Annotated in this window: 17 protein-coding genes; 15 read left to right on the top strand and 2 right to left on the bottom strand. The window is 36.5% G+C overall.

Annotated features, from left to right (window positions below):
* Positions 1–82 precede the first annotated feature (82 nt).
* From BHE19_RS06530 to BHE19_RS06515, 4 genes are all read left to right on the top strand, one after another.
* The gene (locus BHE19_RS06530; protein ID WP_017497453.1) at positions 83–1,117 is read left to right on the top strand and encodes a VWA domain-containing protein; all 1,035 of its coding nucleotides are present in this window, start codon (positions 83–85) and stop codon (positions 1,115–1,117) included.
* 42 nt (positions 1,118–1,159) lie between these two features.
* Positions 1,160–1,933, top strand: coding sequence for a tetratricopeptide repeat protein (locus tag BHE19_RS06525; protein ID WP_026110087.1), 774 nt, complete (start codon positions 1,160–1,162; stop codon positions 1,931–1,933).
* Between the two features lie 121 nt (positions 1,934–2,054).
* Positions 2,055–3,809, top strand: coding sequence for a BatD family protein (locus tag BHE19_RS06520; protein ID WP_070906410.1), 1,755 nt, complete (start codon positions 2,055–2,057; stop codon positions 3,807–3,809).
* 57 nt (positions 3,810–3,866) lie between these two features.
* A complete protein-coding gene (locus BHE19_RS06515) occupies positions 3,867–4,613 on the top strand; it encodes a tetratricopeptide repeat protein (protein ID WP_070906409.1) in 747 nt (248 codons plus the stop codon).
* A 168-nt stretch (positions 4,614–4,781) separates the two neighbouring features.
* Here BHE19_RS06515 and BHE19_RS06510 read toward each other — a convergent pair whose 3' ends face one another.
* Positions 4,782–5,351: a 5-formyltetrahydrofolate cyclo-ligase gene (locus BHE19_RS06510; protein ID WP_070906408.1), complete on the bottom strand. Its 570-nt coding sequence runs from the start codon at positions 5,349–5,351 to the stop codon at positions 4,782–4,784.
* A complete protein-coding gene (locus tag BHE19_RS06505; protein ID WP_070906407.1) occupies positions 5,338–6,318 on the bottom strand; it encodes a succinylglutamate desuccinylase/aspartoacylase family protein in 981 nt (326 codons plus the stop codon). The genes BHE19_RS06510 and BHE19_RS06505 overlap by 14 nt, the downstream gene beginning before the upstream one ends.
* Positions 6,319–6,451: 133 nt before the next feature.
* On the opposite strand from BHE19_RS06505, the gene uvrC reads away from it, so the two are divergent.
* The 11 genes from uvrC to BHE19_RS06445 all read left to right on the top strand — a co-directional run bounded on the left by uvrC (position 6,452) and on the right by BHE19_RS06445 (position 22,619).
* Positions 6,452–8,248, top strand: coding sequence for an excinuclease ABC subunit UvrC (gene uvrC, locus BHE19_RS06500; protein WP_070906406.1), 1,797 nt, complete (start codon positions 6,452–6,454; stop codon positions 8,246–8,248).
* Positions 8,249–8,256: 8 nt separating this feature from the next.
* A complete protein-coding gene (locus BHE19_RS06495) occupies positions 8,257–10,614 on the top strand; it encodes a patatin-like phospholipase family protein (protein WP_083342477.1) in 2,358 nt (785 codons plus the stop codon).
* A gap of 318 nt (positions 10,615–10,932) precedes the next feature.
* Complete coding sequence (locus tag BHE19_RS06490; RefSeq protein WP_017497445.1) at positions 10,933–12,090, top strand: homogentisate 1,2-dioxygenase; 1,158 nt, start codon at positions 10,933–10,935, stop codon at positions 12,088–12,090.
* Positions 12,091–12,262: 172 nt separating this feature from the next.
* The gene (gene hppD / locus BHE19_RS06485; RefSeq protein WP_017497444.1) at positions 12,263–13,423 is read left to right on the top strand and encodes a 4-hydroxyphenylpyruvate dioxygenase; all 1,161 of its coding nucleotides are present in this window, start codon (positions 12,263–12,265) and stop codon (positions 13,421–13,423) included.
* A gap of 300 nt (positions 13,424–13,723) precedes the next feature.
* Entirely contained in the window at positions 13,724–14,494 is a 771-nt protein-coding gene (locus BHE19_RS06475) for a DUF3108 domain-containing protein (RefSeq protein WP_017497442.1), read from the top strand.
* Complete coding sequence (locus BHE19_RS06470) at positions 14,494–15,435, top strand: tryptophan 2,3-dioxygenase family protein (protein WP_070906405.1); 942 nt, start codon at positions 14,494–14,496, stop codon at positions 15,433–15,435. Before BHE19_RS06475 ends, BHE19_RS06470 begins: the two co-directional genes overlap by 1 nt.
* Before the next feature lie 22 nt (positions 15,436–15,457).
* Positions 15,458–16,678, top strand: a complete 1,221-nt coding sequence (locus BHE19_RS06465; protein WP_070906589.1) for a M23 family metallopeptidase — start codon at positions 15,458–15,460, stop codon at positions 16,676–16,678.
* A gap of 33 nt (positions 16,679–16,711) precedes the next feature.
* On the top strand, positions 16,712–17,332 hold the full coding sequence (locus BHE19_RS06460) for a hypothetical protein (protein WP_070906404.1): 621 nt from the start codon (positions 16,712–16,714) through the stop codon (positions 17,330–17,332).
* Positions 17,333–17,377: 45 nt separating this feature from the next.
* Positions 17,378–17,713 carry a hypothetical protein gene (locus tag BHE19_RS06455; RefSeq protein WP_070906403.1) on the top strand — a complete coding sequence of 112 codons (336 nt, stop codon included), beginning with the start codon at positions 17,378–17,380 and terminating at the stop codon, positions 17,711–17,713.
* Between the two features lie 112 nt (positions 17,714–17,825).
* Complete coding sequence (gene pgi, locus BHE19_RS06450) at positions 17,826–19,469, top strand: glucose-6-phosphate isomerase (protein ID WP_070906402.1); 1,644 nt, start codon at positions 17,826–17,828, stop codon at positions 19,467–19,469.
* A 321-nt stretch (positions 19,470–19,790) separates the two neighbouring features.
* Positions 19,791–22,619 carry a TonB-dependent receptor gene (locus BHE19_RS06445; RefSeq protein WP_070906401.1) on the top strand — a complete coding sequence of 943 codons (2,829 nt, stop codon included), beginning with the start codon at positions 19,791–19,793 and terminating at the stop codon, positions 22,617–22,619.
* Positions 22,620–22,707: the final 88 nt, after the last annotated feature.

Below are 22,707 nucleotides of genomic sequence, written 5' to 3'. Positions count from 1 at the left end.
TGGAATTTAAAAAAGAATAGCTTTTAGCGCAACAACAAAAATTGGAATTTGGAATTTAGATTCTTGGAATTTTAGAAATTATATGGAATTAGACGAAAAAAAATATTTATACCTTTTATTCTTACTCCCGATTGTGGCGTGTATTTTTCTTTTCAATATGTATTGGAAAAAGAAAAAACAGCGTGAATTTGGTGATCTTGAAATGGTAAAAAGACTTAGCCCGGAACGCTCTGTTTTTAAACCTGTCCTAAAATTATCGGTATTGCTTTTGGCACTTGCCTGTTTAATTATCGGATTGGTAAATCCGAAGATTGGGACTAAAATGGAAACCGTAAAACGGGAAGGAATCGATATTGTTTTTGCCGTTGACGTTTCAAAAAGTATGCTTGCCGAAGATGTGGCACCAAGCCGTTTGGAGAAAAGTAAACAGCTGGTTTCTCAAATCATCAACAATTTAGGAAGTGACCGAATCGGGATCGTAGCCTATGCCGGAAGTGCCTTTCCGGTTTTACCGATTACTTCCGATTATAGTGTTGCCAAAATGTTCCTGCAAAGCATGACTCCTGATATGGTTTCTTCACAAGGAACTTCTTTGGATGAGGCCATCAGACTTTCTTCTACTTATTTTGACGAAAAAAGCAAAACCAGTAAATTACTGATTCTGATTTCTGACGGAGAAGACCACTCTGAAGGCGCTACCGCTGCTGCAGAAGAAGCCAATAAAATGGGGATGAAAATTATTACCATTGGTGTTGGAACTGAAAAAGGAGGTACCATTCCATTAAAAGAAAATGGCGTAGTCAGAGGTTATCAAAAAGACCAAAACGGGCAAACCGTTACCACAAAATTAAATCAGGAAGATTTAAAAAATATTGCAAAAGCGACCAAAGGTGGTTATGTTTACGGCGGAAATACCAAAGAAGTGCTGGAATACATCAAGAATGCCTTAAATAACATTCAGAAAACAGAATTCGAAGCAACTCAAATGGCCGATTTTCAATCACAATTTCAGTGGTTCATCGGATTTGCTTTTCTGTTGTTGTTTTTAGACATTTTCCTTTTGGAAAGAAAAACAAACTGGATTAAAGAGTTGAATTTATTTAACGAAAAGAAATAATTGTTTCCCATAAAACCGGAAACAAAACATAAAAAAATTAGAATGAAAAATTTACTTCTTTATATTTTACTCACATTTTCTTTAGCAGTTTCTGCTCAGGAGAAAGACAAGACATTGCCCGAGGCTAATGAAGAATATAAGCAGAATAAATTTACGGACGCAGAAGCCAATTACAGAATTTCAGAATCAAAATTCCCAAAACGTACTGCTGCTCCTTATAATCTGGGAAACACTATATACAAACAGAATCAGGTTTCTGAGGCTAAGTTTGCTTACGCTAAAGCGATAAAAAATGCTAAAGCAAGACCTGATAAACACAAGGCATTTCACAATTTAGGGAATGTTTTTATGAAAGAGAAAAATTATACACAGGCCGTTGAAGCTTACAAAGAAGCTTTGCGTAACGATCCTACCGATGATGAGACCCGTTACAATTATGCTTTGGCAAAACAGAAACTAAAAGAAAATCCTCCGAAAAACGACAAAAACAAGGACAAGGATAAAGATAAAAAGAACGACAAAAAAGACGATCAGAAAAAAGACGGCGACAACAAAGACAAAAAGGACGGAAAAGACGATCAGAAAAAAGACGACAAAGGCGATAAAGACAAAGATAAAAAAGACGGTAAAAATGACCCTAAGAAGGATGACAAATCAGACAATAAAGGGGAGCCAAAACCAATGCCTGGAGGTATATCTAAAGAAAGAGTTCAGAATTTGCTGGATGCCGTAAACAACGAAGAAAAGAAAATTCAGGACAAAGTCAACGCCCAAAAAGTAAAAGGTAACCCGAAAAAAACAGAAAAAGACTGGTAGGATTCTTAGGTTAACCGTTTATTCGTTTAACTGTTAATTCGGACAAACAGCAAAACTGTAGAAAAACGATTAAACAAATTACCAATTAAACGATTCAACATAAAAAAAGATTAAACAAGTAATGAAAAGATATTTAATTCTATTACTATTCACTTTTCAGGGGCTTATGGCTCAAGTTCAATTTGAAGCCAAAGTAAGCAAGAATACGCTTGGAGTAAACGAAAGGCTTCGTATTGACTTCATCATGAATGTTGATGGGGACAACTTTGACCAGCCTTCTTTTGATGGTTTTAAAGTTGTAGCCGGACCAAGCCAGCAAATAAGCCAGTCCTGGATTAATGGAAGAAGTTCTTTTCAAAAAATCTATTCCTATATCTTACAGCCGGACCACAAAGGGACGGTAACAATCAAACAAGCCGCTATTGAATACAATGGTCAGATCTACAAAACGGCACCTTTAAAAATTGTGGTAACCAATGCTATTGCACAGGAAAGAGACCCTAATGACAGACCTCAGGGATCAAGTACAGGTGATGAAATGCTACACCTTGTGGCCGAAATTTCAAAAACAAATCCGTATTTGAACGAACCGATAACTGTTGTTTACAAACTGTATTTCAACTATATCAATGTAACCGGGTTCAAAGAGTTGGCTAAACCTAAATACAACGACTTCTGGAATCAGAATATCGATATCAAACAACTTGCTGTTGAACAGGGAAGTTATCAAGGGCAAAGATGTTATTATGTAGTCTTGAAAAAGACCATTTTGTATCCTCAAAAATCAGGCAGACTTACCATTGAACCACTTTCACTGGATATAGGCGTACAATTGCCTACCAACCGTCGTGATATGTTTGGTCAGATGATTGTAAGCGACGACAACAAAGTGGTTTCGGCCGGAGCCAAAACAATCAATGTACGACCTTTACCGGAAGCTACCAAACCTGAAGGTTTTGGCGGCGCTGTAGGTAAATTTAATTTTACGGTTACCCCTTCTAAAACAACCTTGAAGAGCGGAGAAAGTCTTGACTTATTTGTGAGTGCAGCCGGAAACGGAAACATGAAATTGTTTACTTTGCCAAAACCTGTCGTTCCTAATGCTTTAGAAATGTACGATCCGGTTCACGATGAAAAAGTAACCACATCACTTTCGGGAATGTCCGGAAAAATAAGCGACAAGTACACCATTATTCCACAATACAAAGGAAAATACGCAATCAAACCCATGCAGTTTTCTTATTTTGATTTGAGCACAGGTTCGTACAAAACGATCACTTCACAGGAAATCATGATTGACGTTTTAGACGGCCCAATGCCATCGGCAGCGAATGCCCCTGCACATGCGGCTACAAATGCAATTGCAAAAACAGAACAGTTTAAGTACATCAAACCTAAAACAACTTTAGTTTCGATCGCTAAAAATGATTTTTACGGCTCTAATTTATATTACACCCTATTGTATCTGCCTTTCGTAATTCTGCCAATCATTATTCTGGCTAAGAAAAGAAAAGAAGCAATTGACGGTGACGTTACCGGAAACCGTATTAAAATGAACAATAAGCTGGCGAAAAAATATCTATCGGAAGCTAAAAAACAACTTAACAACAAAGAACCGTTTTATATTGCTCTGGAAAAAGCGATGCACAATTTCCTAAAAGCGAAACTGCATATCGAAACTTCAGAAATGAGTAAAGATAATATTAGCGACTTACTGCTGTCCAGAAATGCCAATCCCGAATCGGTTCAAAGTTTCATTAATCTTACCGAAAACTGTGAATTTGCGAGATATGCTCCGGCATCGAGTACATCAATCCAACAAGATTTTGATAAAGCTGTTCTGATCATTTCGGACTTAGAGAAACAAATCGTTTAAACTTAAAAAATCAAACCCGACAGGTTTTAAAAACCTGCCAGGTTTAACTACAGTAAAATGAAAAACATAGTATATCTTTTTTTACTAATCACTCAGATTTTCTTTGCTCAAAACAGCTTTGAAAAAGGAAATGCGCTGTATCAAAAAGGGCAATATCAGCAAGCAGTTGATGTTTATGAAAGTATTATCAAAGAAGACAAACAGCAATCGGCAGAATTGTATTTTAATTTGGGGAACAGTTACTACAAATTAAACAAAGTAGCTCCTTCGATATATAATTATGAAAAGGCACTGGTTTTAAAACCACATGATTCGGAGACCTTAAACAACTTAAAATTTGCCAAAAAGCTAACCATCGATGAAATTAAAGAAGTCCCAAAAGTAGGTTTTGCAAAACTGATTCAGAATTTTACCGGAATCTTCGATTACAACACCTGGGCAATAATTTCTATCGCAATCGCATTTGCTTTCTTGCTAACTTTTATCGGATATTATTTCTCACAGCTTACTCTGTCGAAAAGAATTTATTTTATTGGAATGTTTGTTCTTTTGATTGCTTTACTTTTAAGTGTTTCAGCGGGAATGTCTGAAAAAAATCATTTTAGCAACGACCGTCCTGCAATTGTTTTTGCCGAATTAAGTGAAGTTCGCAGCGAACCTCAAAAAGCAGGTTCCTCAATTATTTTACTGCACGAAGGAGCCAAAGTATATGTTTTGGAAACTGTTGGGGGCTGGAAAAAAATAGAATTAACCGATGGAACGGAAGGCTGGATTGATGCTTCGACCATTCGGGAAGTAAAATAAATCTTCAAAAAATCAAATAAAAAAATCCCAAATACCAATCTTAAAATGGTGTTTGGGATTTTTTGTATGGGTATCAATCACTACGAAATTGCATCAATGCTATAAGCAAACTTAAATCTAAGACTGCCAAGTCATTAAATTTGCTTATGCCAAATTCTTAATTTGCAATTAAAAAGCGTAGGTTTTTAAAGGCGTCACACAGTAATCCAATTTCACATCTGATTCAAAAACATCCCCAATCTGATTTTCAGCTTCAAAAAAAGAAAGGCCAATCTTAATCGTTTCGGGCTTGCATTCTGACAGGAACTTATCGTAAAACCCTTTTCCGTATCCTACCCGATTTCCGAAGACATCAAAAGCTAAAAGCGGTACAAAAACGACCTCTATAGTTTCAGAAGGAACTTGCAAACCATTTACCGGTTCAGGAATATTGTATTCATTCTTTCTGATTTTGGTATTATCGGTCAACAAAAAATGCGTCATACCGCGAGTCTCAAAATCACTTTTTGAAACTACTATTTCTTTATCTTTTCCGGAAAGCAAATGCAATACGTATTCTGTATTTACTTCTCGCTGTTCTTCAATCGGAAGAAAAACATGATAATAAGTTTTATCCCAAATAGACAATTGGATTAAATTATTGGCAATAGCCAGACTTTTCTCTTCGATATCATTTTCTGAAAGTTCTTTTCGAAGATTTTTATAGTGTAATCGTAATTCTTTTTTATTCGTCGGCATACTCGTCTCTGTTTTTAGACATGTGGTAAATCGCATCTCCTTCGTACACGATGGGTGAGTGATTGGCATTGATCACAAATCCGTCATGCGGTGCTTTTACTTTTTGTTCAAATTTACCAAACGGATCGGTAATAATGGCTAAGATAGTCCCTTTCGTTACAAAACGTCCAATCCTGTTATAATCGTGCAGCAGACCCGAGCATTTCGCACGCAGCCAAACCGAATTTTTAATGTAGATAGAAGGATCTTCTGCGTTTTCGACAAGATGTTTAGGATCCAGCATATTCAGATAATTCAGTAAACGCTTCACCCCCATTACCCCTTCATTCGCCACTGTATCATTAATATCCAGAGATTTTCCGCCCTCAAAAAGCAGCATTTTTATATTAGCCTTTTCACAAGTAGTGCGAAATGAACCGCTAATATTTTTAGAATACAAGGTAAAAGGCGCATTGAAGACATCGGCAAGTTCTTTCAGTTCCGGGTTGTTCTCCGTAATCCTGATTTGCGGAACATTAAACCGGCTCGCTCCCCCGGCATGAAAATCAACCGCATAATCAATAATCGGCAAAATTTCTGCTACGATATGATAGGCGAAACGGCTTGCCAAAGATCCTTTTTTGCTTCCCGGAAAAACACGGTTTAAGTCACGTCCGTCCGGAAATTCTCTGGATTTATTGACAAAACCGTACATATTGATAATGGGAATGCAAATAATGGTTCCTTTAGCGGGACGGTTGATTTTTTTGCTGATAAGCTGTCGGACTATTTCAACACCGTTAATCTCGTCGCCATGAATTCCTGCCGAAAATAAAACGACCGGACCTTCCGTTTTTGAACGGCGTACAATAACCGGAATATTCAATTTTGTAGTGGTATGCAGACGTGCAATTTCAACGTTTATTGTTTTACTTTCACCCGGCAAAACTGATTCGCCAAAAATAATCAGGGGTTTACTGTTTTTCATGTAGAATTATAAAATCTAAATATAGAAATTATTCTTTTGATTTCGTAAATTTGAAACTAAATCAATGTTAAGCTTTTTAATACCACAAAAGGTTTTTTAAAAGTATAACAACTATCTTCAGAAACAAAACAGAATGCACAAACCATCATCCTTAGATCTTCAAATCCTAACCTTGCCGGACAATCCGGGTGTGTATCAGTATTATGACAAAGACGGGAAGATTTTATATGTTGGAAAAGCTAAGAACCTAAAAAAAAGAGTCTCCTCTTACTTCAATAAAATACATGATACTGCCAAAACCAACGTTTTGGTGAAGAAAATTGTCACCATAAAACACATCGTAGTTCCCACAGAAACCGATGCACTTTTATTGGAAAACAACCTGATTAAAACCCTGCAGCCCCGATACAATGTACTGCTTCGCGACGACAAAAGTTATCCCTGGATCTGCATCAGGAAGGAACCTTTTTCGAGAATATTCCATACGCGAAAAATGATCAAAGACGGTTCTGAATATTTTGGCCCTTACACCAGTTTCAAAACTGTACATACCATACTCGATTTAATCAAGGAATTGTATCCTTTGAGAACTTGTAACTTTGATTTGAGTCCGTCCAACATTGATTCCGGAAAATTTAAAGTCTGTCTGGAATATCACATCGGTAACTGCAAAGGACCTTGTGAAGGACTTGAATCTCTGGAAGACTACCAAAGACAGGTGGATGCAATCCGAGAAATTCTAAAAGGGAATTTTAAAGAAAGTATGAAAGACTTCAAACGACTGATGACCCAGTATGCGAAAGACTTGCGTTTTGAAGAAGCCCAAAAAATAAAAGAGAAAATCGAAGTTCTGGAGAATTACCAGTCGCGATCCACCATTGTCAATCCGAAGATTACAAACATTGATGTTTTCTCGATTGTTTCCGATGAAACGGCAGCTTATGTTAACTTCCTTCAAATCTCACACGGATCGATTATCCGTTCGCATACTTTAGAAATGAAGAAAAAGCTGGAAGAGACGGATGAAGAATTATTAGAACTTGCCATTATAGAATTACGCGAGCGCTTTCAATTATTGTCTAAAGAAATCATCGTTCCGTTTGAAATTGACTTGGGTGAAAACATCAAAACTACTGTTCCCCAATTAGGAGATAAAAAACAAATATTAGAACTGTCTATTCGGAACGCGAAATTTTATCGAATCGAACAGCTCAAACAATTACAGATTGTAGACCCTGACCGACATACCAACCGGATCATGGCACAAATGCAAAAAGACCTGCGATTGCCTGTTGAACCCCGTCACATTGAGTGTTTTGACAACTCAAATATTCAGGGAACAAATCCGGTAGCCGCCTGTGTGGTTTTTAAAGACGGGAAACCAAGCAAAAAGGACTATCGCCATTTTAACGTTAAAACCGTTGAAGGTCCTGACGATTTTGCCTCGATGACCGAAATTGTGTACCGACGTTACAAAAGATTACTGGATGAAAACGAACCATTGCCACAATTAATCATCATTGACGGAGGAAAAGGGCAGCTTTCTGCGGCATTAAAAAGTATCGACGCCCTCGAACTTCGCGGCAAAATTGCGATCATCGGGATTGCGAAACGTCTCGAGGAATTATTTTACCCCGGAGATTCAATTCCGTTGTACCTTGATAAAAAATCCGAAACTTTAAAAGTGATTCAGCAGCTGCGAAATGAGGCTCACCGATTTGGAATCACGTTTCACAGAGACAAACGAAGCAAAGCCGCACTTAACTCCTCAGTAGAAAGCATACCCGGCATTGGCGAAAAAACAATGCTTACGTTAATACAACATTTCAAAAGTGTTAAAAGATTGAAACTGGCTACCGAAAAAGAAATATCTGATGTAATAGGGGTATCAAAAGCCAAAAAAATTGTCGACTTTTACAAAACCAACTAGTTATCTTTATGCGCCCAGATCAACTGACCCACAAAAATACCACATCGAAACCTTTTTTTTCTCCACTGAAAAAAGATGTTTCTAAAGTTGTTCTCTTCTTTCTAAAAGGAAAGTCTCTTTGTAGTTCGCAGTTGCCTGTTTCAGTCTGGACCACAACACTATTACTTTTTACAGTGTTGCTTCTAAATCCGCAAAAAGCATTTTCACAGGAACAGAAAAAGGATAGTATTAAAAGGCCCAAAATAGGATTGGTTTTAAGTGGTGGTGGCGCAAAAGGATTCGCTCATATTGGAGTTCTAAAAGTTCTGGAAGAAGCCGGAATTAAAATCGACTTTATCGGTGGTACCAGTATGGGATCTATAATCGGCGGACTTTATGCTTCCGGTTACAATGCCTCTCAAATTGATTCCATTTTCAAGAAAACCAACTTTGATGAACTCATCAACGATTACATACCGCGATCGTCCAAAAACTTCTATGGCAAAAAAAATGATGAGTTATATGCCATTGCATTGCCTTTTAGCAACTTCAGAATCGGGATTCCGGAAGCCCTTTCAAAAGGGATGTACAATTACAATTTGTTAAGTGGTCTTACCCGAAATGTGCGTCATGTACGTGATTTCAATCAACTTCCAACTCCTTTTTTATGTATCGGAACTAATATTGAAACCGGAGAAGAAGTTTTGCTGAACAAAGGAAATCTCGTTCAGGCTATGATGGCGAGTTCCGCATTTCCTTCCCTGTTTACCCCTGTCGAAATTGATGGAAATTTATTAGTAGATGGAGGCGTAGTCAACAACTATCCCATAAAAGAAGTACGCAATCTGGGTGCTGACATTATTATTGGTGTCGATGTTCAGGACGATCTTATGAATCGTAAAAATCTGAAAAACGCAACCAAGATACTCGTACAGATTACCAATTTGCAGTCTATCGATAAGATGAAAAATAAAATCAAGGATACCGATGTTTATATCAAACCGGACATTCGGGATTATGGCGTAATTTCATTTGACAAAGGAGAAGAAATTATCCGAAAAGGAGAAGAAGCAGCTTTTGCAGTCTATGAAAGAATCAAATCTTTAACCGATGAAGCTCATTTTTATAAAAAACCCAAACTAAAAATCGCAAGTGACACACTGCAAATCAAAGAGATAAACAGTGAAAATCTTGAGAATTACACAAAAGAATACATTCGTGGAAAGCTGCGTTTTAAACCCGGAAGCACTATAACCTACAGCGATCTTAAAACCGGAATCAATAACCTGAATGCTACCCAAAACTTCAGTACCATTTCCTACTGTCTGCAGCCGGATGAGCAACAGGACGACCTTGATATAGTCTTAAAAGAAAATCCCACTCAGACTTTTTTAAAACTTGGCCTGCATTATGACGGGCTATACAAAAGTGGAATTCTGCTAAATCTTACCCACAAAAAGACCTTTTTAAAAAATGATGTTACCTCACTTGATGTTATCCTGGGAGATAACTTCAGGTACGACTTCAACTATTATATAGAAAACGGTTTTAATATCAGTTTTGGATTCCAGTCACGTTTGAATCAATTTAATCGGAATGTCACCACAAGTATAAATACCTTAACAGCACAGAATCCAAATGTCAATCTTATTAATGTTGACTTCTTAGACATTACCAATCAGGCCTATTTTCAAACCATCTTTGTACAAAAATTTTTAATGGGGGGCGGCTTTGAGTACAAATACTTAAAAATAGACTCTCCAACACTTAACAATACAGTAAATACTATTGAAAAGAGCAGCTATCTTAGTCTTTTTGGTTATTTAAAATACGATTCGTTCGACAGCAAAAGCTTCCCTCGCTCCGGTTGGTACTTCTCTACCGATTTACAAACCTACTTAGCATCGTCTGACTATACACGACAGTTTAAACCATTCTCGATCGCAAAGGCCGAAATTGCTTTTGTAAAAACGTTCTTCAGAAAGGCTACTTTCAAAATTGATGCCGACGCAGGGTTTAACATTGGCAGCGACAGCGTTCCGTTTTTCGACTTTATACTCGGAGGATATGGCTATAGCAAAATCAACAACTTCAATTATTTCTATGGATACGATTTTCTAAGTATAGCCGGAAACAGCTTTATAAAAACGGGAATTACTCTCGATTATGAAATTTTCAAAAAGAATCACGTAAATCTTTCTGCCAACTTTGCCAACTTGGGAGATGATATTTTTACGAAGGTCGACTGGATTTCAATGCCAAAATATACCGGATATGCTGTTGGTTATGGACTGGAAACTATCATTGGCCCAATCGAGATTAAACAATCCTGGTCTCCCGAAATGTCTAAAAGCTACACCTGGTTTAGTATTGGTTTTTTATTTTAGCAGTAAACCAAAGAATAGTTCAACAAAATTGTACTATTTTTTTGCCCTTTAAAAATTATATCAAAAAAAAATTAAAAAAAATCATGTTTATAAATGATATAATTTATAATTTTACTCAGCAAAAATTACGACATTTGTTATAATGAAAACAAAATGGACAGGTTTATTAGAGTATCTTCAATTCCTCATCAAGAGAAATCCTGAGTGAAGCTATCGAATTGAGATAATTGGTCAATTTTAAGAAATTGAGCTGGTTATCTGTTCACACAATTCAAATTTTCAAATTATCTAATTTTAAAATTATCTAATAGAAAAGCCATGCCATTATATCACAAACTTGGAGACTTCCCTCAAAAGAGACACACACAATTCGAAAAACCTGACGGAGGTTTTTACTACGAACAATTATTCGGAACTGAAGGTTTTCATGGACACTCGTCATTATCTTATCATGTTCACAGACCCACTCAGGTAAAAGAAATTTTAAATTCCTATTCCGTTGAGCCAAAAATTGCCATCGGAAAAAATATAAAATCGTTACTTTTTAAAGGTTTTGAATTAAAACCTGAAAATGACTTTTTGGACAGCCGTAAAGCCATGATGGTTAATAAAGACTGTATCATTGGACTGGCAGCTCCTAAAGAATCACTTCGAAATTATTTCTACAAAAATGCCGATGCCGATGAAATGCTTTTCATCCACAAAGGAAAAGGAAAATTAAGAACCATGTTAGGTAACATTCCGTTTGAATATGGTGATTATCTGATTATTCCACGAGGCATTATTTACCAAATAGAATTCGAGACGGAAGAAAACCGACTTTTTTATGTCGAATCCTACTCTCCTTTTTACACCCCAAAACGTTATAAAAACCAATCAGGACAGCATTTAGAGCATTCCCCTTTTTGCGAACGCGACTTTATTTTGCCAAATGAACTGGAAACACATGACGAAAAAGGCGATTTTTTAATTAAAATCAAAAAAGAAGGCATGATTCACGAAGTGGTTTATGCTACACATCCATTTGATGTTGTGGGTTGGGACGGTTACAATTTCCCATACGGATTCTCGATTCATAATTTTGAGCCTATAACGGGACGTGTTCACCAACCGCCTCCGGTACACCAAACATTCGAAACGGCTACTTTTGTCGTTTGTTCTTTCTGCCCAAGACTTTACGATTATCATCCGAAAGCAATTCCGGCACCTTACAATCACAGCAATATAGATTCTGATGAAGTTCTATATTATGTAGATGGTGACTTCATGAGCCGTAACAATATTGAGCAGGGTCATATCACTTTACACCCAAAAGGAATTCCACACGGTCCTGCGCCAGGCGCAATGGAACGCAGCATTGGTCACACAGAAACACAGGAATTAGCCGTTATGGTTGATACTTTCCGTCCACTTATGGTTACAGAAGAAGCCATGGGTCTTGACGACGGTCAGTACTACAAATCCTGGACGGAGTAATTCCATTTTCGATCTAACCGCAAAGTTCGCAAGGATTTTACGCGAAGATCGCTATAACAACTTCGCGAACTTTGCGAAATAACTTCGCGTGCTTTGCGGTAAAAAACAAATCTTAAAAACAACACTACGGTTCAATCAATTAAACGATTAACCGATCAAACAAATAAACATTATGTCAAAAGAAGTAAAATCAGTAGAATACGGATTAGAAAAAATCTTTGAAGGAGCACAGGATTTCCTTCCGTTATTAGGAACCGATTATGTAGAATTCTACGTCGGGAATGCAAAACAATCGGCACATTATTATAAGACAGCTTTCGGATATCAGTCATTAGCATACGCCGGACTAGAAACCGGAGTAAAAGACAAAGCCTCTTATGTTTTAAAACAGGACAAAATCAGAATTGTTCTGACAACACCTTTAACTCAGGATTCACCTATTCACGAACACCTTAAAAAACACGGTGATGGTGTAAAAGTAGCCGCTCTTTGGGTTGAAGATGCCAGAAGCGCCTACGAAGAAACGATGAAACGCGGTGCTCGTTCTTTTATGGAACCAACGGTTGAATCGGACGAATTTGGAGAAGTAATCCGTTCCGGAATCTACACTTACGGAGAAACGGTTCACATTTTCGTGGAAAGAAAAAACTACAACGGTATTTTCCTTCCGGGGTATCAGGAATGGAAGTCGGATTACAATCCGGAGCCAACCGGTTTAAAATACATCGACCACATGGTTGGAAATGTAGGCTGGAATGAAATGAATACCTGGGTAAAATTCTATGAAGATGTTATGGGATTTGTAAATTTCTTATCCTTTGATGACAAGCAAATTACCACAGAATACTCAGCATTGATGAGTAAAGTAATGTCTAACGGAAACGGAAGAATCAAATTCCCTATTAACGAACCGGCAGAAGGGAAGAAAAAATCTCAAATCGAAGAATATTTAGATTTTTATGGTGGTCCCGGAATCCAGCACATTGCTATTGCTACAGATGACATCATCAAAACAGTATCACAATTGAGAGCACGAGGTGTTGAATTTTTATCTGCTCCTCCTCACACTTACTATCAGGCAATTCCTGAAAGATTAGGCGTGCATATGGATATGATGAAAGAAGACATTAACGAAATTGAAAAGCTGGCCATCATGGTCGATGCTGACGAGGACGGTTACTTGTTACAAATATTTACGAAGCCAGTTCAGGACCGACCAACACTATTCTTTGAAATTATACAAAGAATGGGTGCAAAAGGATTCGGTGCAGGAAACTTTAAAGCCCTTTTCGAGTCAATCGAGAGAGAGCAGGAATTGAGAGGAACGCTGTAAAAATGCATTTTTTTTACATTATGCAAAAAAATTCTCTGTAAAATGATGGTTTTTATGCAAATGTTATGTTAAACTCACTTTTTAACATTTATTTTTTGAACTTTGTATCTATCTTTGCACTCGCAAATCAGGAAGGGGTGGTTTCCTTCCGAATTGATATAAATTTCATAATTTATAGTTTTTTGGTTAGTTAATAGCATAAAAACTCCGTCATTCCTTGACGGAGTTTTTTTGTTTTGATACATTTGGAATAAAATTTGCATTTATATATCTTTAATAGTGAAATGTAAAAAATGTACTATGAAAAAAATAGTCCTGCTCATATTAGTTCTTACGACCCTAGGTTTCGACACTCAAAAAGAAGATGCTTTTGACACCGGAGAATACTTCAAATTCAGAATTCATTACGGAATCATAAACGCCGGCTATGCCACTCTCGAAATTAAAGACGCGACGATCAACAATAAAAAAGTTTTTCATGCCGTAGGTAAAGGATACACAACCGGAATGTCAAAATTTTTCTTTAAGGTGGAAGACCTTTATGAAAGTTATTTCGACAAACAAAACGGAGACCCTTATCGTTACGTTAGAAAAATAAACGAAGGAGGCTACACCAAAAATCAGGAAGGCTTTTTTGATCAGTCTGAGAAAAAAGTTTTAGTAAAAGATTACAAGCGCAAAACCGAAAAAACAATTGTAATTACCGACAATGTTCAGGATATTATCTCTTCTTTTTATTATTTGAGAAACCATCCAAACATAGACAAACTCAAATCAGGTGAGGCCATCACCATTGATATGTTTTTTGATGATGAAATCACAAAATTTAAGTTAAAATATGTAGGCCGACAGGATATTACAACTAAATTTGGTACCGTTTCTTCAATGGTTTTCAAACCACTGGTACAAACCGGGAGAGTTTTCAAAGAAAAAGAAAGCGTAACTCTTTGGATTACAGACGACGAGAACAAAGTTCCGATACGCATAAAAGCAGATTTGGCTGTTGGATCACTTAAAGCCGACCTTGACGAATATAAAGGATTAAAAAATCCATTTAAAGCAAAAAAATAATGAACCCTACTGATCATTCAGAATCAATTTTAAAAGAAATTGACCTTAAATTCCAAGCTATAAATCAAAAAACCGATGTACAACTAGAAGGATTGCTTTGGTCAAAACCTATCACCTACTGGGACTACATACAAACGGATGCCCTGTTAAGTTTACAAACCCAACGCACTACGCTTCCTGACGAGATGGTTTTCATCATGTACCATCAGGTAAACGAATTGATCTTTAAAATGATATTGTGGGAAATTGACCAAATTTCCAACACGCAAGATATTCAGGTTGTCTTTTTCAGTGAAAGATTATCCAGAATAACGAGATACTTTGACATGCTGACGAATTCGTTTAGCATTATGGAAAACGGAATGGAAGTAGATCAATACATGAAATTCCGAAATACATTGACTCCCGCAAGCGGCTTTCAAAGTGCACAATACCGATTAATCGAATTTGCATCGACAGATGTGATCAATTTAACCGATCGCCGATACAAATCAAACTTTGACGAAAATACTCCGCTAGAAACCAGTTTCGAACATTTATACTGGCAGGCTGCCGGAAAAGATTATCAAACCGGAGAAAAATCATATTTACTTCAGAAATTTGAAAACAAGTATAAGGATCAGTTCCTAAGACAAATGTCAACTTTTAAATCAAAAAATATCTGGCAGAAATTTACTCAGTTACCTTTAGAGGACCAACAGAATCAGGAGTTAATTGATGCGATGCGTCATTACGACAAAACGGTAAACATCACCTGGGTAATGCAGCATTTAAATACTGCAAGAAAATACATACTGGAAAGCGGAAAAGGAAACGGAGAAGCCACCGGAGGAAGTGATTGGCAAAAATATATGCACCCAAAATACCAAAGACGCATCTTTTTTCCTAAATTGTGGACCGAAGAAGAATTGTCCAATTGGGGAAATGAAACAACCAATTAATTTCCTAAAAAAATTTAAAAGTTTGAAAAAAGCATTCGTAATTATAATCGTTTTATTCTCAATATTTTCATGCAATAAAACTGCCGAAAAAGTTGAAACTAAAATCACTAAGCCAAAAACTAAAAAAGTAGAATTTGGTTTTAATTACGCCGATTTCAATGTTATTCACGATACTATTAAGAAAGGAGATTCATTTGGATCTATTCTTCAAAGTCAGAATATTGGAGACAAAAAAGTCTATGATGTTGTAAAACAAATAAAGGATTCTTTTAATGTAAGAACCATTCGTTACAACAAACCTTATACTATACTTCGTTCAAAAAACAAAACAAACAAGTTACAGGTTTTTATTTATCAGCCGGATCCACTGACTTATTATGTTATAGATTTAAGAGACAGCATTGCAAAGGCCAGCAAAAAAATAAAACCGGTCACTTTAAAACGTAAAATTATCGGAGGAGTTTTAAAAAGTTCCTTATCCGAAACTCTGGGCAACGAAAGCGTGGAAGCCGCTCTTGCCAGTAGAATTACCAAAGTTTTTTCATGGTCGATTGACTTCTTTAAACTAAAAAAAGGAGATCGTTATGGATTAATTTTCACAGAACGTTTTATTAACGGCAAAACTTACGACGGTGTTGAAGATCTTGAAGCTGCCTTCTTTGAATATAAAGGCAAAATTATTTATGCTTTCCCATTTGAAAAAGACACTACTTCAGGAAAAATAGAATATTATGACGATCAGGGAAAAACGCTGAAAAACTTTTTCTTAAAAACTCCGATTAAATTCAGCCGTATCACTTCGAGATTTACCGCAAACCGCTTTCATCCGGTACAACACACCTGGAAAGCCCACAAAGGAACGGATTACGCCGCTCCAACCGGAACACCAATTTCGTCAACTGCCTCGGGAATTGTAGAAGCAACAGGATACACGGCAGGAAACGGAAACTTTGTAAAAGTAAAACACAACGGAACCTACTCTACTCAATATTTACACATGTCCCGAATTTTAGTTCGACGTGGTCAGCGTGTGACACAGGGACAAACTATTGGATTAGTGGGCAGCACCGGTCTTGCGACAGGACCTCATGTTTGTTACCGTTTTTGGAAAAATGGCGTACAGGTAGATGCTTTAAGACTTAATTTACCAACCGGAGAATCTCTAACCGGAAATTACAAGACCCGTTTCTTCCAGCAAATAGAACCTTTGAAAAGAGAACTGGACAGCATTGGGAATCTATAAAAATCTGTTTTTATCCTTAATATAGAAACAACCATGAAAAACAAACGCATTAAAGACCTTCTTGATGAAACTTTTTCAGATTTAAAATTATTCTACAGAGACACCACCTTAGATGACAGTTTACTTACTGCCTATCAAATTGGACAAATATTAAAAGAAAAAGATTTCACAGACATGTCCTTTATTGGTGGCGGTCTTTCCGGAAACTGTAGATTTTTAATTGCAAGTGCCGGAGCAAGAGATTTATCCAAATTCAATCCGGATTCGGCAAAAAACGGACATGCTCTTCTGGACGACAATTCCTTCTTTAAAGTATTGGACATTTGTAAAATCGACAACAAAACCCAGATTTTCCTCCTCAACATTCCCGGAAACTCACTTCCGCTTTTTAAAAATTCAACTTCAAATCTCGAAGAAGAAATTATAGAAAAAGCAAGACAAAAATTCACCGCTAAAATCAACGCTCCCCTAATTCCGGAATTACAAACCGAACTCTGGAGAGAAAAAACAAAAGCCCCTATTGGTATCAGTCTTTCCGGTGAATTACACTTTGACGATTCAACTATCAAAAAAGAGGAAGTTCAAAGAATAGAAATCAATAAAATCAAAAAGCGAATCGAAATCAATAAAAAGCCCTGGTGGAAAATTTGGTAAAACTTCCACTTAAAAACAAGTATCTATCCAATCCTACATCGACGCATGAAACGATTCTTATTACTGCTTTCTTGTACCATAGCTGTGGGATGTTCGAATCCACACACTTTTCTTTTAAACGATAAGAAACAAAACCAATATTTTGTATCGGAATCTATCCAACAGGCATTCGAAAAAAATATCATTAAAAAATCCCCTTTAATTGTGATAAACGGAGTTCCGTTTCGATACCATAAAAAGCAAGACACTATAATTTTGCCCCTTGAAAAAACTGACATTATTAGTGTAGACTTTTTAAATGAAAACAGCAGCCGCATCATTTACAACGAAAAAGAAAACGATGGTGCTGTCATAATTACAGCAAGAATTCGGAACAAATAAACAGTTATATCGTTTTCGTAACTATTTGTTATATAATTGTGAAGCTTAAAGCAATTAGAACTAATTTCAGTATTTTTGTTTTTTTATAACCACATTCTCAATTAAACAAAAAATGGCTTTAAACACTACAAACCCAACTGGGACTGAAGCGTGGAAAAATCTACAAAACCACTATAATGCGACTCATAAAACTACTATACAAGAGCTTTTTCAACAGGACAATGCCCGTGTTGAAAAATTCAATTTACAATGGAATGACTTTTTAATTGACTATTCCAAAAACAACATTAGTCAGGAAACCGTTTCTCTTTTACTGGAATTAGCCAATTCAATTGGATTAAAAGAAGCCATCTCCCAATATTTTGAAGGAGCAATCATTAACCAGACTGAAAACAGAGCGGTTTTGCATACTGCGTTGCGCGCACCGGAATCTTCGGTTATTAAAGTAGAAGGCGAAAATGTAATTCCGGAAGTTTATGAGGTAAAAAACAAAATCAAACAATTTAGTCACGAAGTAATTTCGGGAGAAAGAAAAGGTTTCACCGGAAAAGCTTTTACTGACGTAGTAAATATAGGTATTGGAGGTTCTGATCTTGGACCGGTTATGGCGGTTGAAGCTTTACAGTATTACAAAAATCACTTAAACTTACACTTTGTTTCTAATGTAGACGGAGACCATGTAAACGAAGTGATTAAAAAATTGAATCCGGAAACTACTTTATTCCTTATTGTATCCAAAACTTTTACTACTCAGGAAACCTTATCTAATTCTGAAACTATAAAAGAATGGTTTTTGAAATCGGCTTCCCAGGAAGATATTGCCAAACATTTTGTCGCGGTTTCAACCAATATTCAAAAAGTAACTGAATTTGGAATTAATCCTGACAATGTTTTTCCAATGTGGGATTGGGTTGGAGGAAGATTTTCACTTTGGAGCGCTGTTGGTTTAAGCATTTCGTTAGCGATTGGTTTTGACAACTACAACGAACTGTTAAAAGGAGCTAATGAAATGGACGAACATTTCAAGACAACAGCATTCGACAAAAACATTCCTGTAATTCTGGCATTGTTAAGTATTTGGTATAACAATTTCTTTGGCGCTGAAAGCGAAGCATTAATTCCATACACTCAATATCTTCAGAAATTAGCTCCCTACCTGCAACAGGCTACTATGGAAAGTAACGGAAAAAGTGTTGGCCGCGACGGAAAACCGGTTAACTATCAAACCGGAACAATCATCTGGGGAGAACCGGGAACCAATTCTCAACATGCCTTTTTCCAATTGATTCACCAAGGAACAAAATTGATCCCGACAGATTTTATTGGATTCGTTCAACCTCTATACGGTAACGAAGATCATCACGACAAACTAATGTCCAACTTTTTTGCTCAGACTGAAGCCTTAATGAACGGAAAAACCGCTGCACAAGTTCAGACTGAATTTGACAAACAAGGATTATCGGCAGAGAAAACATCCTACTTGTTACCTTTTAAAGTTTTCACCGGAAACAAACCAACAAACACGATCTTAATTCAAAAACTAACTCCAAAAAGCCTGGGGTCACTGATTGCATTGTACGAACACAAAATTTTTGTTCAGGGTATTATCTGGAATATTTTCAGTTATGATCAATGGGGAGTAGAACTAGGAAAGCAATTAGCGAATTCTATTTTGGATGAAATTAACACCAAGACGGTAAAAAATCATGATAGCTCGACTTCTTTCTTATTAAATCACTTTTTGAAAAATAAGTAAAACTCAAAAAAGATCCATACACAACATACTGAAACGCCTTGATTTAATGAAAATTAAGGCGTTTTTTCGTACACAAGCATCACGTAAGCAGCTAAAAAAGCGATCTCCTGCAAGTTTAGCGCTACAAGACAATTAAAATAATTACGATTTTAACAAAATTCACACCAAAAAATTCAAAAAAACCTCATTTTATCTAACAAAAAAAAGAAAAATCATTTTAATGCGCAACACATTATACAAATCTTTCTTTTCTTAACAGTTTGATAACATTATCTGATTTTATTGTTATAATTTTGCCAAAAACAATAAACTAATTAACAAATGAAGACAATGAAAAATTGGTTACTTACTGGACTATTGTTCATGATAGTTTCAACCGCATTTTCTCAAGGAAAAATTTCCGGTATGATTACCGATGGAGTGGGTTCACTTCCGGGAGCAAACGTTGTGATCAAAGGATCTACAGTTGCTACTTCTACAGATTTTGACGGTAAATTTACTCTTAATGCAACAACAAGTACAGGAGAAATCGTTATTTCTTTTTTAGGTTACGAGAATTTAACTCTTAGATTTTCAGTTAGAAATGGTGAAACTACTAATTTAGGAACAATCGTTTTGACTTCTAATTCTAATGAATTAAGCGAAATTGTTGTAAAAAGCACAATCGTTGACATCGCAAAAGACAGAAAAACTCCTGTAGCGGTTTCAACAATTAAAGCTGCTGAAATCCAGGAAAAACTTGGAACTCAGGAATTTCCAGAGATCTTAAGAAACACGCCTTCTGTATATGCTACTAAAGCTGGTGGTGGTTTTGGAGATTCAAGAATCAACATTCGTGGTTTTAACCAAAACAACATCGCTGTAATGATCAATGGTATGCCGGTTAACGACATGGAAAATGGTTCTGTTTACTGGAGTAACTGGTCTGGTTTATCTGAGGTAGCTTCAGCTATTCAGGTTCAAAGAGGTTTAGGAGCTTCAAAATTGGTAACTCCTTCTGTTGGAGGAACAATCAACATTGTAACTAAAGCTTCTGACAGAAAAGAAGGAGGATCTTTTTCTTCTGGATTTGGTAATGGAAGAAACTTTAAAATTCAAGGTTCATACAGCACTGGAAAACTAGATAATGGTCTTTCTGCTTCTATTTTATTGTCTCAAACAATGGGAGACGGATATGTGAACGGAACTCAATTTGAAGGTTCTAACTACTATGTTGCTTTAGGATACGGTAGCAAAAGTGGAAAACATGACTTTCAAGTTACAGTAACAGGAGCTCCACAATGGCACAACCAAAGATCTACTGTACCAACAATTGCTACTTACCAAAAATATGGTATCAATGGAGATCCAAACATCAGATACAATGCTGATACAGGATATTTGAATGGTGAAGAATATAACATCAGAAAAAACTACTACCACAAGCCGGTAGCTTCTTTTAACTGGGATTACAAAATCAACGAAACTACAAAACTTTCAACTGTACTTTACGCGTCTATGGGACGTGGAGCTGGTGCAGGAGCAACAGGTGGTGTTGGTGGAAACACTTACAACAGTGCAGTATTCTTAACAGCTGACGGTTTAGTTGATTACAACAAAATCCAAGCTTGGAACAATGGTACTGGACAAGTTTTCTTTAACGGAGCAAACAGAACAAGAACTCAAATTGGTGGTGTTTACCAAAACAGTTCTTCAACTGGTAGAACTGGAGCAGGAACTACTGCATCTCCATATGTTTACAATACTACATCAGGTATTTCACAAACTTCATCAATCAACTCTCATGACTGGTTTGGTGCTGTTATTAACTTGAACAAAAAATTATCAAATACACTTACTTTAGATTTCGGTCTTGATGGAAGAACTTACACAGGATACCACTTTACTGTTGTTAACGACAGATTAGGCGGAGGTGAATTTTTTGACAACAATATTGCAAGCTTAAAACCAACTGGAAGACGTATTGCAACTACAGCATCTACAAATGTTCAATGGAATGTTTTTGACAAAAGAAATTATGACAAGATTTCATTCAACAGTACTGGAAAAGTAAAATGGTATGGAGTATTTACACAATTAGAGTACTCTAAAGATAACTTAACAGCTTTCGTTCAGGGAGCAGTTTCTCAACAAGGATTCAAAAGAGAAGATGACTTTGTTTACCTTCCAACTGACCCATTAACTTCTACTCCTTACAAAAACATCCTAGGAGGAAACGTAAAAGGTGGTGCTAACTACAACTTAAGCGAAAAAAGCAATGTTTACGTAAACGCTGGTTACTATTCAAGACAACCATTCTTTAACTCTGTTTATCCAAACAACAGATCAACAGTAAACCCTAACCTTACTAATGAGAAAATCATTGGATTTGAGGCTGGATATGGTTTCCGTTCTAGATTTTTCAACGCTACAGTAAACGTTTACAACACAACTTGGAACGACAGATACTTAAAAGGTAATGCATTACCAACTGACCCAAATACTTACACTGAATACTTAGGTCTAAACGAGGTACACTCAGGAGTTGAAGTAGAAGCAAGTTCTAACATCACTGACAGATTAAAAGTAACAGGAATGGTATCTTACGGAATCTGGGAATACAAAGGAAATGCTACTGTAAACGCTTACAATCAAGCAGACAACAGCCCTGTTGCAGGATATGTTGCTACACCAGTTTACATGGACAAAGTAAAAGTAGGTGATGCTGCTCAAATGACAGCTTCTTTAGGTGCTGCTTATGAAGTTTTAACAAGAGTAACTCTTGATGCTAACTACAATTTCAACGATAAATTGTACGCTGGATTAAGCCCAATCAACTTTGCAGATCCAAACAACAAAGGAGCATTACAATTGCCTTCTTATGGTTTACTAGATGCTGGTTTCTCATACAAAATGTTAACTGGAAAAAACAAAGACAAATCTGTTAACTTCAGATTAAACGTAAACAACGTACTTGATAAAACTTATATCGCTGAATCAAGAACAAATACTTTCGCTGATGACAACCTTCCTGTAGCTACTGGTCAACCAGCTGGTTCAAAAGGAACTTACGCATCTAACGGAATGCTTTACAATGGAGTAGCAAACGTTAACCAGGTATTCTTCGGTTTCGGAAGAACATGGAACTTCTCTCTACGTTACGATTTCTAATATTTAGAATCTAAATAAATACCTAAAGCGGCATTGACTTTTAGTCTGATGCCGCTTTTTTTATACCCTTTTTTGCTATATTTGTTTT

Source organism: Flavobacterium tructae, from assembly GCF_001853485.1.
Lineage (GTDB): Bacteria > Bacteroidota > Bacteroidia > Flavobacteriales > Flavobacteriaceae > Flavobacterium > Flavobacterium tructae.
Note: the sequence above shows the minus strand (reverse complement) of the source record. Positions and strands in the feature narration are given on the sequence as shown.

Coding starts and splice junctions, on each gene's coding strand:
- BHE19_RS06475 (WP_017497442.1), top strand. CDS start 13,724: ATGAAAAAAATAGTCCTGCTCATATTAGTTCTTACGACCCTAGGTTTC.
- BHE19_RS06515 (WP_070906409.1), top strand. CDS start 3,867: ATGAAAAACATAGTATATCTTTTTTTACTAATCACTCAGATTTTCTTT.
- BHE19_RS06520 (WP_070906410.1), top strand. CDS start 2,055: ATGAAAAGATATTTAATTCTATTACTATTCACTTTTCAGGGGCTTATG.
- BHE19_RS06510 (WP_070906408.1), bottom strand. CDS start 5,351: ATGCCGACGAATAAAAAAGAATTACGATTACACTATAAAAATCTTCGA.
- hppD (WP_017497444.1), top strand. CDS start 12,263: ATGTCAAAAGAAGTAAAATCAGTAGAATACGGATTAGAAAAAATCTTT.
- BHE19_RS06455 (WP_070906403.1), top strand. CDS start 17,378: ATGAAACGATTCTTATTACTGCTTTCTTGTACCATAGCTGTGGGATGT.
- pgi (WP_070906402.1), top strand. CDS start 17,826: ATGGCTTTAAACACTACAAACCCAACTGGGACTGAAGCGTGGAAAAAT.
- BHE19_RS06495 (WP_083342477.1), top strand. CDS start 8,257: ATGCGCCCAGATCAACTGACCCACAAAAATACCACATCGAAACCTTTT.
- BHE19_RS06525 (WP_026110087.1), top strand. CDS start 1,160: ATGAAAAATTTACTTCTTTATATTTTACTCACATTTTCTTTAGCAGTT.
- uvrC (WP_070906406.1), top strand. CDS start 6,452: ATGCACAAACCATCATCCTTAGATCTTCAAATCCTAACCTTGCCGGAC.
- BHE19_RS06505 (WP_070906407.1), bottom strand. CDS start 6,318: ATGAAAAACAGTAAACCCCTGATTATTTTTGGCGAATCAGTTTTGCCG.
- BHE19_RS06490 (WP_017497445.1), top strand. CDS start 10,933: ATGCCATTATATCACAAACTTGGAGACTTCCCTCAAAAGAGACACACA.
- BHE19_RS06460 (WP_070906404.1), top strand. CDS start 16,712: ATGAAAAACAAACGCATTAAAGACCTTCTTGATGAAACTTTTTCAGAT.
- BHE19_RS06470 (WP_070906405.1), top strand. CDS start 14,494: ATGAACCCTACTGATCATTCAGAATCAATTTTAAAAGAAATTGACCTT.
- BHE19_RS06530 (WP_017497453.1), top strand. CDS start 83: ATGGAATTAGACGAAAAAAAATATTTATACCTTTTATTCTTACTCCCG.
- BHE19_RS06445 (WP_070906401.1), top strand. CDS start 19,791: ATGAAGACAATGAAAAATTGGTTACTTACTGGACTATTGTTCATGATA.